The 13,253-nt window shown below is 34.4% G+C and carries 13 protein-coding genes; 2 read left to right on the top strand and 11 right to left on the bottom strand.

Going from position 1 to position 13,253, the window contains the following annotated elements:
- The first annotated feature begins 89 nt into the window (after positions 1-89).
- Positions 90-887, top strand: a complete 798-nt coding sequence (locus tag B5X64_RS08000; protein WP_079464721.1) for a class I SAM-dependent methyltransferase — start codon at positions 90-92, stop codon at positions 885-887.
- Positions 888-943: 56 nt separating this feature from the next.
- Here B5X64_RS08000 and B5X64_RS07995 read toward each other — a convergent pair whose 3' ends face one another.
- The 3 genes from B5X64_RS07995 to B5X64_RS07985 form a co-directional block, all read right to left on the bottom strand.
- On the bottom strand, positions 944-1,186 hold the full coding sequence (locus B5X64_RS07995) for a YtxH domain-containing protein (RefSeq protein WP_079464720.1): 243 nt from the start codon (positions 1,184-1,186) through the stop codon (positions 944-946).
- A gap of 101 nt (positions 1,187-1,287) precedes the next feature.
- The gene (locus B5X64_RS07990; RefSeq protein ID WP_079464719.1) at positions 1,288-2,130 is read right to left on the bottom strand and encodes an isoaspartyl peptidase/L-asparaginase; all 843 of its coding nucleotides are present in this window, start codon (positions 2,128-2,130) and stop codon (positions 1,288-1,290) included.
- 105 nt (positions 2,131-2,235) lie between these two features.
- Positions 2,236-3,120, bottom strand: a complete 885-nt coding sequence (locus B5X64_RS07985; protein ID WP_079464718.1) for a cyanophycinase — start codon at positions 3,118-3,120, stop codon at positions 2,236-2,238.
- 198 nt (positions 3,121-3,318) lie between these two features.
- Between B5X64_RS07985 and cphA the strand changes: the two genes are divergently transcribed.
- Positions 3,319-5,946, top strand: coding sequence for a cyanophycin synthetase (cphA, locus tag B5X64_RS07980; protein WP_079464717.1), 2,628 nt, complete (start codon positions 3,319-3,321; stop codon positions 5,944-5,946).
- Positions 5,947-6,141: 195 nt separating this feature from the next.
- On the opposite strand, the gene B5X64_RS07975 is transcribed toward cphA, so the two are convergent.
- The 8 genes from B5X64_RS07975 to B5X64_RS07940 form a co-directional block, all read right to left on the bottom strand.
- Positions 6,142-6,447 (bottom strand): hypothetical protein, encoded by a 306-nt coding sequence (locus B5X64_RS07975; RefSeq protein WP_123920775.1) that lies wholly within the window; start codon positions 6,445-6,447, stop codon positions 6,142-6,144.
- 63 nt (positions 6,448-6,510) lie between these two features.
- The gene (locus B5X64_RS07970) at positions 6,511-6,954 is read right to left on the bottom strand and encodes a hypothetical protein (protein WP_079464715.1); all 444 of its coding nucleotides are present in this window, start codon (positions 6,952-6,954) and stop codon (positions 6,511-6,513) included.
- A 15-nt stretch (positions 6,955-6,969) separates the two neighbouring features.
- Positions 6,970-8,187 carry a hypothetical protein gene (locus tag B5X64_RS07965; protein WP_228418807.1) on the bottom strand — a complete coding sequence of 406 codons (1,218 nt, stop codon included), beginning with the start codon at positions 8,185-8,187 and terminating at the stop codon, positions 6,970-6,972.
- Positions 8,188-8,224: 37 nt separating this feature from the next.
- Positions 8,225-9,058, bottom strand: a complete 834-nt coding sequence (locus B5X64_RS07960) for a type 1 glutamine amidotransferase (protein ID WP_079464714.1) — start codon at positions 9,056-9,058, stop codon at positions 8,225-8,227.
- Between the two features lie 32 nt (positions 9,059-9,090).
- Entirely contained in the window at positions 9,091-10,209 is a 1,119-nt protein-coding gene (locus B5X64_RS07955) for a carboxylate-amine ligase (protein ID WP_079464713.1), read from the bottom strand.
- Between the two features lie 24 nt (positions 10,210-10,233).
- Entirely contained in the window at positions 10,234-11,187 is a 954-nt protein-coding gene (locus B5X64_RS07950) for an ATP-grasp domain-containing protein (protein WP_079464712.1), read from the bottom strand.
- Positions 11,188-11,233: 46 nt separating this feature from the next.
- On the bottom strand, positions 11,234-11,944 hold the full coding sequence (locus B5X64_RS07945) for an alpha/beta hydrolase-fold protein (protein ID WP_079464711.1): 711 nt from the start codon (positions 11,942-11,944) through the stop codon (positions 11,234-11,236).
- A gap of 87 nt (positions 11,945-12,031) precedes the next feature.
- Positions 12,032-13,243, bottom strand: a complete 1,212-nt coding sequence (locus B5X64_RS07940; protein WP_079464710.1) for an ATP-grasp domain-containing protein — start codon at positions 13,241-13,243, stop codon at positions 12,032-12,034.
- Between the last annotated feature and the right edge of the window lie 10 nt (positions 13,244-13,253).

The following is a 13,253-nucleotide window of genomic DNA, read 5'->3' as shown; positions in this document are numbered from 1 at the left end:
CAAAACTACAGTGGCATTCTTATATTTTTTTACGGGAAACCATAAAGCATAGAGGTTTCCGGAAAAAAATTATATTTACAGAAAAAACAATGGAAAATTATTTAGACATCAACAGGAAATCCTGGAACGCTAAAGTAGAATCACATCTGAAATCTGATTTCTATTTTGTAGATGAATTTTTAAAAGGAAGAACTTCATTAAATTCAATAGAATTAGGACTTTTAGGAGATGTAAAAGATAAAGCAATCCTTCATTTGCAGTGTCATTTTGGGCAGGATTCTATTTCGCTTTCGAGAATGGGCGCAAAGGTTACCGGAATTGATCTTTCAGATAAAGCGATTGAAACTGGAAAAGATTTAGCTAAACAATGCACTACAGATACAGAATTTATTTGCTCTGATGTATATGATTTACCAAATATTTTAAACGAAAAATTTGATATCGTTTTTACCAGTTACGGCACGATCGGCTGGCTTCCTGATCTTGAAAAATGGGCGAATGTAATTGATCATTTTCTAAGACCTGGCGGGCAGTTTGTCATGGCAGAATTTCATCCTGTAGTTTGGATGTTTGATGACGACTTTAAAGATATTGCCTACAATTATTTTAATGAAAAGCCAATCATGGAAACCTATGAAGGAACATATGCTGATTTTTCTGCCGAAATCGTACAAGAATATGTGATGTGGAACCACTCATTATCAGAAGTAATGCAAAGTTTGATGGATAAAAACCTGATAATAGAGAAATTTCAGGAGTTTGATTGGTCTCCTTACCCTTGCTTTAAGAATATTGTAGAATTTGAAAAAGGAAAATGGCGAACAGAGAAATTTGGAAACAAAATACCGATGGTTTATGCCATTTCAGCACAAAAAAAGTCATCGTAATGATGACTTTTTTTATATATGAATGTTAAAAATTTCTAAGTTTGTTGATTCAGATCTTATAATTTAGATGCAGAATCTTCTACTTTTGTTTTTGCTTCGTCAAATTTACTTTGCGCCTGGGAAGCCACATCATTTGCCTTATCTTTTAAATCATTTCCCCATTTGTTCAAATTATCCTTCGCAGAGTTGATTTTGTCTTTCACAGCTTGTTGCTGTTCCGGCGTAGATTTTTTGTACTTCCAGTATGCTAAAGCACCAATTCCTAATAAAGCTAATATTCCGTTTGTCTTATTTCCCATGATCTTTGATTTTTAAAAGTTATAATATTAAAATTTTGTTATTAATAACTATGTAAAATGTGTGCCAAAAATATTTTGGGAATAATAAATAAATGTTAAAATTATTTAAAGATTTCAAACTGATTTCCATCAAAACTTGCAAACACCATTGTAGGGTAAGAGTCTTGATGATAAATATTTCCGTTTTTATCAATCGCAATAGCTCCGGCAAAACCATCGATAACTTTTAGCTCTGCAAAAGTTTTGTCAAAAGCTTCTTGTAAGCTCATTCCATCTGTCACTCGGGTTACAATTTTGGCTGAAGTAGCATTGCTTACAATATCTTCACCCACTCCGGTACAGCTTACTGCGCAAAATTCGTTGGCATAATTTCCGGCTACGGTTGCGGAATCTGAAATTCTTCCCGGAATCTCAAAACCTTTACCTCCTGTAGAAGTGGCAACGGCTAACTTTCCGTTTTTATCGATGGCAACACAACCAACAGTTCCCTTTCCTCCGTTTTTCAATTTCGCTTCGTATTCTTTTCTTCTTTGAGGAATTTCTGTTGAGAAGTTTTCAAATCCGTTATTGTTAGCATAAATCTTTGCTCCTTTTCCCCCTAAAACACGATCATCTTCTTTCATCAGTTCTTTTGCTACAAAAATCGGATTTTTTACATCCTGAATATTGATAACACCGCTCATTTTCTGAGTTTCACCATCCATTAATGCTGCGCTCATTCTGATAATGCCATCACTTTGAATTTGTGAACCGATTCCAGCATTATACAATTCATCATCTTCCAAAAGAGAAACTGCATACGCAACAGTATCAACAGCAGAATGGTTTTCTAAATATTGATATGCTTTTTCAGCGATGTTTTTTAAAGACTTTTGTTTGGCAACTTTCACTTCATGGCTCTGGTCACTTTCAGAGAAAAAACCTCCGTGGATAATGATTTTCATAAAAAGTATAATTGATGATTGATAGATGATAATTGATTATAAATGATCTTAATTTTTAATTACAAATCAAAATCATTTATTATTTATAGATTATCAATGATTATTTTATGTTTGAGGTATCGGATTAAACTGAGAGTTTTCTATCGTCAGTTTTCTAGTCGTCAAATCATAATGATCATTCATCGACATGACATGCACGGTAAGATTATCTATTGAGATAGGTTCACCTAAATTGATGTTGGTAAGATTGGTGTCTTTAATGAATCTTCCATCAACAATAATTACCAATCCAGATCCTACAGCGGTCATGGTATCATTATGAATGAAAAGTCCGGTATCTTCCCCCAATCCGATGCCTAAAGTTCTCGGATTATTTACTACAGCCTGGAAAAGTCTTCCGATTCTTCCTCTTTGTACAAAGTGAGTATCAACAATTACGTTATCGATTAAGCCTAAACCTTGTGTGGTTTTAATTTCACCTTTCAACAAAGCTTCAGAACTGCTTCCTTGGTAAATCATATTCTCAGAAGCTGCAGCAGCTCCTGCGGAAGTCCCGGAATAGATAAAATCCTGCTCCTGATATTTCAGTAAAATAGCATCGTGAAATCTTGTACCACCCAAAATAGAAGTCAGCCTCAATTGATCGCCACCCGTAAACATTACAACATCGGCTGCATTTGCTCTTGCCACAATAGCATCCGAATTGGCTTCTTCACGGTTGTGAATATCAAGGATATTGACATTTTTGGCTCCTAAAAATTCAAAAGCTTTTTTATATTCAGCACCAACAATCTGAGGGATTTGCGAAGCCGTAGTAATGACTTCGATAATTGAGTTTTCTTTATTCTTAGATTCAGTAATGATTTTTCTTAAGATTCCTCTTTCAAAAAAGTTAAGATTTTTTTCGACATTCTGATCGTAATCGGTCTCAGAAAAACTGCCTTTATTAACAGCCCCACCGATAATAATTAATTTTCCAACAGGTTTCATAGCTTGCAAATTTAAAAAATAATAAATTGTTAATGAAATGTAAACCCATTTTTAACGTATTTAGTTTGATTTATAATTGATTACAGAAATTGTATTTTTTTAATAAATCTTTAATAACGCTATGGTTTTGTTTGAGGTTTTACATTATCTTTGATTTAGAAAGATGTTTTTATTAATATAATAAGGTATAACTAAAGTATGAAAATTGAGAAGATACAGGCTTTGCGTGGTCCAAATATTTGGAGTATAAGAAGAAAGAAGCTGATACAGATGCGTTTGGATCTGGAGGAAATGGAAAATTTTCCTACAAATAAAATCGAAGGTTTTCGTGAAAGAATAGAACATCTTATGCCTTCACTCATTAGTCACCGTTGCTCTGAAGGAACGAGAGGAGGTTTTTTTCATAGAATAGAAACCGGTACATGGATGGGACATGTAATTGAGCATATCGCTTTAGAAATTCAAACCTTGGCGGGTATGGAAACTGGTTTTGGACGAACACGTGAGACAAAATCACCGGGAATTTACAACGTCGTGTTTGATTATATCGAAGAAAATGCTGGAATCTATGCTGCAGAACAGGCAGTAGAAATTGCTTTAGCTTTAATTGAAAATAAAGAATACGACATCAATGCTTGTATTCAGAAATTAAAAGAAATCAGAGAACGTGTAAGATTGGGACCTTCAACAGGAAGTATTGTTGAAGAAGCAGTTTCAAGAAAAATTCCGTGGATAAGACTAGGAAGCAATTCTCTGGTACAGTTGGGGTATGGCGTTAATCAACAAAGATTTCAGGCGACAATTACCGGAAATACAAGCTCAATTGCTGTAGATATCGCCTGCAATAAAGAATTAACAAAAAGAATGCTTCATGATGCTGCAATTCCTGTTCCGATGGGAGATCTAATTGTGGATGAAGAAGAGCTACAAAGTGTTATCAAGAAAATTGGGTATCCTATTGTCATCAAACCTTTAGACGGAAATCACGGAAAAGGATCTTCAATTAATGTAAATGATTGGGTTTCTTCGGTTACAGGACTAGAACATGCTCAACAATATTCAAGAAAAGTAATTGTTGAAAAATACATTACCGGATACGATTTTAGAGTTTTGGTGATTAATAATAAAATGGTTGCTGCTGCGAGAAGAGTTCCTGCTCACGTTGTGGGTGACGGTGAATCTAATCTTGAGAAGCTCATTGAAAAAGAAAACAAAGATCCGAGAAGAGGGTATGGTCACGAAAATGTTTTGACCGAAATTACAGTCGATAAAGATACTTTAGAATTACTTGAAAAACTTCAATATACTTTAGAAACAATTCCTCAAAAAGGAGAAGTTGTTTATCTGAAATCTACAGCTAATCTTTCTACAGGCGGTACTTCGATTGATGTAACCGATATGGTGCACCCCGAAAATATCACAATGGCAGAAAGAATTTCAAAGATCATCGGTTTAGATGTCTGCGGAATTGATATTATGGCGGAAAACTTAACCCAACCGTTAAAAGAAAGCGGTGGAGCAATTATAGAAGTTAATGCAGCACCTGGTTTCAGAATGCATTTGGCTCCGAGTGAAGGTCTTCCGAGAAACGTTGCCGCTCCAGTTGTAGATATGCTTTATCCGCAAGGAAAACCTTTTACCATTCCGATTATTGCAGTTACAGGAACCAATGGTAAAACGACTACAACAAGATTAATTTCTCATATCGTTAAAAATAATGGCTACAGAGTAGGTTTTACAACATCAGACGGAATTTATATTCAGAATACAATGTTAACGAAAGGTGATACTACCGGACCTATTTCTGCTGAATTTATTCTAAAAGATCCAACCGTAGAATTTGCCGTTTTAGAAACTGCTCGTGGTGGAATTCTTCGTTCTGGTTTAGGATTTTCTCAGTGTGATATCGGTGTTTTAACCAATATTAAAGAAGATCATTTGGGAATGAATGATATTCACAATCTGAAAGATTTAACCAAAGTAAAAAGGGTAGTACTCGACAGTGTAAAGAAAAATGGATGGAGCGTGTTGAATGCTGAAGATGAGTATTCTATGCGAATCATTAATGATCTGCCGAGTAATGTTGCTATTTTCAGTTTGGATGAAAATAACGAATACATCAAAAAATTCGCTAAAGAAGGCCGTATAACCTGTGTTTACGAAGAAGGTTTTGTAACCATTAAAAAAGGCGACTGGAAAATCAGGATTGGAAAAGTAAAAGACTTTCCGATTACAATGGAAGGAAAGGCAAAATTCATGATAGATAACGTTTTGGCAGCGAGTTTGGCTTGTTATCTTTATGGTTTTGGTATTGAAGATATTTCCAATTCACTTCGTACATTTATTCCAAGTGCGCAGCTGACTCCGGGAAGGCTGAATGTGTTTAAATTTAAAAACTTTAAAGTTTTAATAGATTTTGCACACAATCCTGCAGGCTACGAAGCGATTGAAGACTACCTTAAAAATGTAGAATCTACAAAGAAAATCGGGATTATTTCCGGAGTGGGAGACAGGAGAGATGAAGATATAAGACTATGCGGAAAAATTGCAGGAAGAATGTTTGATCATATCATCATCCGAAACGAAAAACATCTTCGAGGAAGAACAGAAGAAGAAATCAACGGTTTGATTATCGATGGAATGCAGGCTTCGGGAAGAGATGTAAGTTATGAGACGATTCCTAAAGAAATTGATGCTTTGAAACACGCGATGGGAATGGCGGAAGAAGGAACTTTTATCACTGCTTTAAGTGATGTGATTTCTAATGCGATTGACCTTGTTCAGGATTATCAGGCGAGAGAGTTGCTCGAGGACGATAAATTTTAAAATCAAAAAGGAGTAAAGTTGATTTACTCCTTTTTTGTTTACGGTTGCTCAGAATTAGCATAAATCATCGCAACAGTAAGATTTTTGTAATCCTTTAAAATTTGTTTATTAGATTTATTCTTTAAACTGTCTCTGTAAAATGTGATTCTCTTTGTTTCAGAATAAAAAAGCTTATTGGTTTCAACGTCTCGTTCTTTAATAAAAAAGGGTTAATCTTGCGAGTTTAATTCCTTTTTGCTGAAGTTGATATTCATCTTTTCGATTATTAAATCTTAAAACAATGAAACTCATTTCTTCAGACCAGCCACCGCCAACATATGCTATCTCAAAATTTACTTTAAGGTCTCTCAAAATGTTTTTTACTTTTTTATTGAGGTAAAATTGTTCATTTTCTTTAAATTTTCCGATTTCCTGTTTAGAATATACTTTTTGTTGAGCATTCAGCTTAAAAGTAAAAACTAAAATAGCCGGCAAAATGATTTTTAATACATATTTATTCATGTTCATAAACTATTCTTCCCCAAAAAAGCATTAAAACTGCTTGTCCAAATTTTATCTTTTTTACTACCAGTTTTTCTCTATTTTTTGGAGCTTAATCAAGTAAGGAATTAAAACAGCAACTTCAAGTCGTAATTCAAAATTTTTAGTGAAAAATGGTAAAATAAACATTGAAACCCCACAAACTACTAACCCGATAATTGCGTCTATTTTTGCGATTTTTATTCCCCAATCTTGTTCAAACCACAGTCCGTACGAGACAATACCTTTCAGAATAAATAAAGCTGTGAGAAAGAATCCCATTAAACTATATACTTTATCTGTTTCAAGCCCGTAAAGAGACAAGTTAAATTTACCCATGAAAAATCCGAAAGCCAGAATTAAAATACCAATAAAACCAAAAGCAAAGAAAAGCCAAATGAAAACTTTTATCCAAATAGGTAATAGATTTCTTCTTCTTTTTGTGTTAAAATTATTATCAAATTCATCAAAAACAGATTTTTCTTCCATATATAATTATTATTTTTACTCTTCCCCAAAAAACGCATGAGAACTTCCAATCCAAATTGCATCTTTTTTATTAAAATCTACATTGACCATTGCGGCTTTGGTCATTCTGGAAAGGTTTTGAAGTAAAATAGGTCGTTCTTCATTTTCTTTCCAGACATAAAGTAAACGAATTTCTGCTCTTGAAAAATCACCGTTGATATCTTCAAAAATAGGCTCATAGTTTACTTTTCGCTGCAAGATATAATTTTCTTTATCTAAAATAGTATTTGTGATCTCTTTTGTAGGATTTAGATTTACACCACTTCCTGCAAAAGAAAACAAAGGTTTTAAAACAAAATTTTCAAGGCTTTCATTTTCAGGGAATTCGTGGAGGAAATAGCTTTTCGGAACAAATTCGTGCTTTAATAAAGGCAGAATATATTTAGAAATTTTGAAAAACCAATTCGGATGCGTAACCCATTCTACATCTATTTCTTCACGGAAATTAAATTCAGTTTTAAGATCAGGAATTTTATCAAGTTCATCAAAAATGACACGATTATAAATTCTTTTAATTCTGATCAGCTTTTCATTATGTTCATAAAATAGTTGATTTCCCTGCTTTTTTACTTTAGTAAGACAAATGGTTTTTATGCCTAAAAGTTTTTCGGTTAAGGCAAAATCAATTGCGGTTTTCTGTTTTTCAGGATAAATTTCAAGAAGAATTACGTTTTCAGGATTTTCTTTACCTACAATTAATTCATATAAATGTTTCTTATAATCCTCATCTGAAATATTATTTCTCAATTGAGTTAAGAACGGATAAACTTCACAAAAGGTTTCTTCATAAACATTCTGAAACGCATACAATGAAGGAAAAGCCTGCAATTCTATCAGTTGAGGTTCTATTTTTCCGTTTTCACTTCTGCAGATTCCAAAATCTATGGTGAAAAAATGAGGCTGTTTTGTATCATTAGGAACTTTACAGTTTTCAGGAATCGAATTTTCTAAAGTTCCTTCTGGGAAATTTTTAATCTGATCAATAATACTTTCACTTGCGGAAACTAATTTTTCTTTGAATTCATGAGTTAAAAAAATAGGACTTTCAGACAATCTGAATGTAGGTTGTATGCCGCTTTTTTCTTTTAATATTGATTGAAGCTGATCATACTTTTCGCTACTGAACTCTTCGTTAAACTGTTTTCTGTATTTTGGGATCATATTTTTTCTTTTGTGATTTAAAAAATCGAACATGAATGCTCGATTTTAATTGTTTTATTTGAATTTTTTATCAGGCTGTTGCCGTCTTTTGTTTCAAAATATTTTTCTTAGCATCGCTCAAAAAGCGTGGTAAGATCTGAGATTGCGTAAGAACAATTTTATCTTCGTCATTAATTCGGTCTACGGTTTCCAGATATTTTTCCATACCGTAATTTTCAATCATCGCTTCTTTGTTTTTCTCGTCTTTCAGATTTTCAAGCATTCCATCAGGATTGGCTTCGGGATGAAACTGTGTTCCGAAAATTTCATCAGAAAAACGGACTGCCATAATTGCGCGCTCCAGATCAATATGAGGACGAGATTTTTCAATCGCTACCATTTTCATTTCTAGTTCTTCAAAGCGATCCAAATTAGGCTCAATAAACTGATAGGCTCTGGAATCTACCGCATAAAAAGGATCGGGTAAGTTTTTGAATAAAAATTCCTCTTCGCCTTCTTCCGTTTTATGAATTGGCTGCACTCCAAAAGAGTAAGATTTTCTTTTACAGATATTTCCTAAATCCCAATGAATACTTGCCAATTGGAAAGAATGACAAATCAGAAAAAGATATTTTTTTGCGTCATTATTTTTGTTATGTTCATAAACAGCATCTAAAAAATCTGCAAACTTCTGTTCCCATTCAAAACCTTCACGGTGCGGATTTCCCGGTCCGCCGGATGAAATAAATATATCAAAATCCTCAATATTTGGAATTTCATTTTTATGTCTTACATCAAAACCTGTAATGCTGATATTTTCTTCCGATTGCTTCTGGAAATTTTCAGAGATTTCTTTTATATTTTTAAACCCCTGATTCGCCTGATTGTTATTCATATCCAATAAAGCAATTCTTACATCTTTCATAACTTCATAATTTCTGCAAAGTTATGAATTTATTATGAAGCAAATTCGCCGTGCGTAATGCCGTATTCAGTCTCAGATATCATATAATCAACGACTTTCTTCAGATCACCGGTTTCTTTGTAGACTGCCAATTGTCGGTCTGCGCCGGTTCCGTTTTCCAAGATTTTCCAGGCATATTCTACTTCTTTTCTGCATCCTAATTCATCTACAACATCATCAATAAACTCTAAAAGTTCTTTTAAAAGATCAGGATAAGGTACCGATTCTTCTTTACCAAAATCAATCAGCTTAGAATGAATTCCGTCTTTGGAAGCGCGCCATTTATTTTCGTTAAGCAACAATCTTCTGTAGCTTCTGAAACTTAAATTCTGTTGGTGAAGTTTATAGATTTTTGCTACTAAACTCTGCATAATTGCAGCCAGACAAACCGTTTCTTCAATTCTTAAAGGCATATCACAGATTCTGAACTCAATAGTAGGATAAAAAGGATGAACACGCAAATCCCACCAAATTTTCTTAGCATTATCAATGGTTCCCGTTTTCACCAAAAGATCAACATAACTGTCAAATTCGGCCAAAGAATTAAAGTAACTCGGGATTCCGGTTCTTGGGAACTTCACGAAAATTTCCTGTCTGTAAGATTTAAAACCTGTGCTTCTTCCGATCCAAAAAGGGGAGTTTACAGAAAGAGCATAAACATGCGGAAGAAAATAACGCATTACATTCTGTATTCTTACGCCTTCTTCACGGTTTGGAATTCCAATATGAACGTGTAATCCGAAAATAAGATTTCCACGGGCAACATCGCCCATATCATCTACAATTTTGTTATAACGTTCGCCGTTTGTAATCGTATTGTGTTCCCAGTTTGAAAAAGGATGAGTTCCACCTCCGGAAACACGAAGTCCCTGTTCGTGGGCTGTATTGATCAGATGTCTTCTAAGATTGGTAAGTTCAGCCTGAGCTTCCTGAATGTTTTGGCAGATTCCGGTTTCCATTTCAATCATTGATTCGTGCATTTCGTGTTTTAAATTTTCACTTAAAACAGCCTTTCCGCCTTCAATGATTTTTGAAACATGAGAGATTAAATCTCGGCTTTCAACATCGATGATCTGATATTCTTCTTCTATTCCTATTGTAAATTGATGCATTTTTTTTTCAGTGTTTTTTATGTTTTATTTTACAGAATCTTTTACAAAAGTTCCCCACGAAATATTAGGTTTTCCGGGAACGTATTCTTTAGCTTTTTCAATGGCTAATTTTGCAGAATGTTCTACAATCCATGCAAAATTTTCTTCTCCAACAGAATTTTTGTCTGCATCAGGAGCTGGGTTACAGAAGTCAATCGCATAAGGAATTCCGTCTCTTACCGCAAATTCCACGGTATTGAAATCATATCCTAAAGCCTGATTCATTTTAATGGTGTAATCATGAATCGTTTTCAGTAGTTTTTTCAAATCTTCGCCTTCCGTCTGATGCGTGGTTTCATATCTCAGATGAGGAGCATTTCTTGGTTCATAAGGCATGATGTGAACGTATTTCTGTCCCAAACAATACACTCTGTAATAATCCTGAAAAACAATTTCTTCCTGAACCATCATCACCAACTGTTCTGTTTCGCTCAGTTTATCCCAAAGATCCTGCGGATTTTCAACTCTGTAAACGCTTTTCCAACCACCGCCGTCGTGAGGTTTCATGTAAGCAGGAAATCCTACATAATTAAAAATGTATTCCCAATCATGTGGAAATTTTAGGTTTCTGAAAGAAGTTTCTGAAGTATCTGTAGGTCTTTCGTGTGAAGGAAGTAGAACGGTTTTAGGCAAAGGAATTCCGAGTTTTGACATCAAAGCATTGTTGAAGAATTTCTCATCTGCACTCCACCAAAAAGGATTATTAATGACATAGGTTCCGTTTAAAGCTGCGTTTTTCAGATAAGCTCTGTAGAAAGGAACATCCTGAGAAATTCGGTCGATAATTACAGCATATCCATAGTCTGCACCTTGTTCCAATTTATCTATATTCACTGCTTCGGCGATAATTTCTCCTTTTCCTAATTCGTTTACTTTATCAATAAATGCCCACGGAAATGTGTCTTCCATCCCGAATAAAATTCCTACTTTTTTTGCCATAATTTGTTTTTTAATGATTTAATATTAATATTTGAGTTGTTTTAATTTAAAAAAATGCCCCGATGTACGTTGGAAAAGTCATTCTCCAAAGTGGCCAGTCGTGATTGATCCATTTTTTTTCGTCATACCAGAAATCAATTCCTTTTGAGGCTAAAATCCCTGCCATTTCTACGTTTTTGTCTTTGCATATATCTTCATCAGAAGTGCTTAAAACAATGTGCATATGCTTATATTTCCACGCTTCATCGTTTTTTACAAATTCTCTCGGACAGTTAAAATAAACGAGTTCACCATCATATCCATCCATGAAATTTCTAATGCTGAACGCTCCCGAAAGACAGAATAAATGCGAAATAACATCAGGAAATCTAAATGCGAAATTAGCGGCATGATACCCTCCAAAACTCGCTCCTGCAATAGCAACACGATGTACTTGATGAATTTTTTGAATGTAAGGAACAAACTCCTGAATCAGAAACTGTACATATTTTTCGTAATTTCTAATCCTTTGTTGTGGCGAAATTTTTTCGTCATAAAAACTCCATGAATCAATGGTTTGTATGTTGTATAATTTTACTTTTCCCTGCTCAATAAAATAATTGATACTGCTGTTCAGGTGAAAATCGTGATTTTGAGTATATAAACCCTGAGAAGTAGGAAACATAATGATAGGATAACCGTAATGTCCCGTAACTTCCACTTTAAGGTTTGTTCCTAAGATATTAGAATAATAATCTGTATGTTCTATATGTGGCATTTTTTTAATTTATAGTTGATAATTGATGAATGATAATTTGTAGTGGAAGTTTTGTTAATCAATTATTGATTATCATTTATCATTCATTTAACTTGATGGTTTGTCTTTCGGAGGAAGTACATTCAGCATTTCAGCATGGATCTTTTCAGCAGCAAAATCAAGTCTTTCCTGCACAATACCAGAATCCCTTGATTTGTAAACAATTCCTACATGATAATCAATAGGAAGGAATTTTACGACTTCTTCACATTCAAAATCCTTATAGTTTGGAGCTAAATCTTTAATCAATGCGACAATTAATCCTGAATAATAACCTGTAGGTTTTGAAACTTCATAATCATTTCCTCTCAACAGAGCATCTTCAATTTTCGCCCATTCGCGCCAAATATTAATATTGCTCGAAGCCTCGACTAAATCAGGAATATGAGCACCTCCAACTCTTGAGGACGTTTCCAGAAAATACCATTTTCCATCTTCTTTACCACGGATAAACTCTGTGTGAGTGGCTCCGTTCAGCAATCCAAAATTCGATAAAACTTTTGCATTAGCCTCTTCTAAAGCTTTAAACTCCTCAGAATATCTTCCTAAAGTTTTGGTACGAAAAACGCCGCCTTCGTGAGAAACCTGCATCGGTGGAGCCAGATATTTTGAAGCAGAGGTAAAAACAATTTCTTTATTGAATGTTAAACTGTCTACATGGTAAACATCGCCCGGTTTAAAGCTTTCGAGAAGAAATAAATGTCTTTCTTCACCCAGTTTTTCCAAGGCATTCCAAAGTTCTTCCTGAGTTTTTAATTTTTTAATTCCAGATGCTGAAGCTTCTGATCGTGGTTTTAAAACCCAGGGCGGAGAAACTTTATCGGTAAAATCTTTTACTTCCTGATCATTAAACACGGCGGTAAATTCAGGAACACTGATTCCTGAGTCTTTTGCTTTTTGACGCATGGCCAGTTTATCTCTGAAATAACGGTGCGTTGTCTGCCCCATCCCGGGAATACGGAATGTCTCACGAATCAACGCAGCCTTTTCAACATCATAATCATCCAAAGCAATTACAGCATCTACTTTCCGGGTTTTCATCAAATGAGAAAATCCCTGAATAAGATGATCGAGATTCCAAACCGAAGGTTTAAGTTCCGGCATGTAGAAAACTTCATCGACAGCGTGCCATGGCCAGTTTTTTTCTTTTAAATTTTCAGATGTTACGAGGATGATTTTATTGCCGAGTTTTTTCATCTCGTCCATAAAATCGTAACCTTTATAATAGCACGAAATACATACGATGGTTTTCTCCTTCATATAGTGATTT

This window comes from Chryseobacterium balustinum (assembly GCF_900168205.1).
GTDB classification, from domain to species: Bacteria; Bacteroidota; Bacteroidia; order Flavobacteriales; family Weeksellaceae; genus Chryseobacterium; species Chryseobacterium balustinum.
The sequence above is the reverse complement of the archived record's forward strand: the minus strand, read 5'-3'. Positions and strand labels throughout refer to the sequence as shown.

Coding starts and splice junctions, on each gene's coding strand:
- B5X64_RS07950 (WP_079464712.1), bottom strand. CDS start 11,187: ATGGCAAAAAAAGTAGGAATTTTATTCGGGATGGAAGACACATTTCCG.
- cphA (WP_079464717.1), top strand. CDS start 3,319: ATGAAAATTGAGAAGATACAGGCTTTGCGTGGTCCAAATATTTGGAGT.
- B5X64_RS07945 (WP_079464711.1), bottom strand. CDS start 11,944: ATGCCACATATAGAACATACAGATTATTATTCTAATATCTTAGGAACA.
- B5X64_RS07985 (WP_079464718.1), bottom strand. CDS start 3,120: ATGAAACCTGTTGGAAAATTAATTATTATCGGTGGGGCTGTTAATAAA.
- B5X64_RS07960 (WP_079464714.1), bottom strand. CDS start 9,058: ATGAAAGATGTAAGAATTGCTTTATTGGATATGAATAACAATCAGGCG.
- B5X64_RS07970 (WP_079464715.1), bottom strand. CDS start 6,954: ATGGAAGAAAAATCTGTTTTTGATGAATTTGATAATAATTTTAACACA.
- B5X64_RS07955 (WP_079464713.1), bottom strand. CDS start 10,209: ATGCATCAATTTACAATAGGAATAGAAGAAGAATATCAGATCATCGAT.
- B5X64_RS07975 (WP_123920775.1), bottom strand. CDS start 6,447: ATGAATAAATATGTATTAAAAATCATTTTGCCGGCTATTTTAGTTTTT.
- B5X64_RS07965 (WP_228418807.1), bottom strand. CDS start 8,187: ATGTTCGATTTTTTAAATCACAAAAGAAAAAATATGATCCCAAAATAC.
- B5X64_RS07940 (WP_079464710.1), bottom strand. CDS start 13,243: ATGAAGGAGAAAACCATCGTATGTATTTCGTGCTATTATAAAGGTTAC.
- B5X64_RS07995 (WP_079464720.1), bottom strand. CDS start 1,186: ATGGGAAATAAGACAAACGGAATATTAGCTTTATTAGGAATTGGTGCT.
- B5X64_RS08000 (WP_079464721.1), top strand. CDS start 90: ATGGAAAATTATTTAGACATCAACAGGAAATCCTGGAACGCTAAAGTA.
- B5X64_RS07990 (WP_079464719.1), bottom strand. CDS start 2,130: ATGAAAATCATTATCCACGGAGGTTTTTTCTCTGAAAGTGACCAGAGC.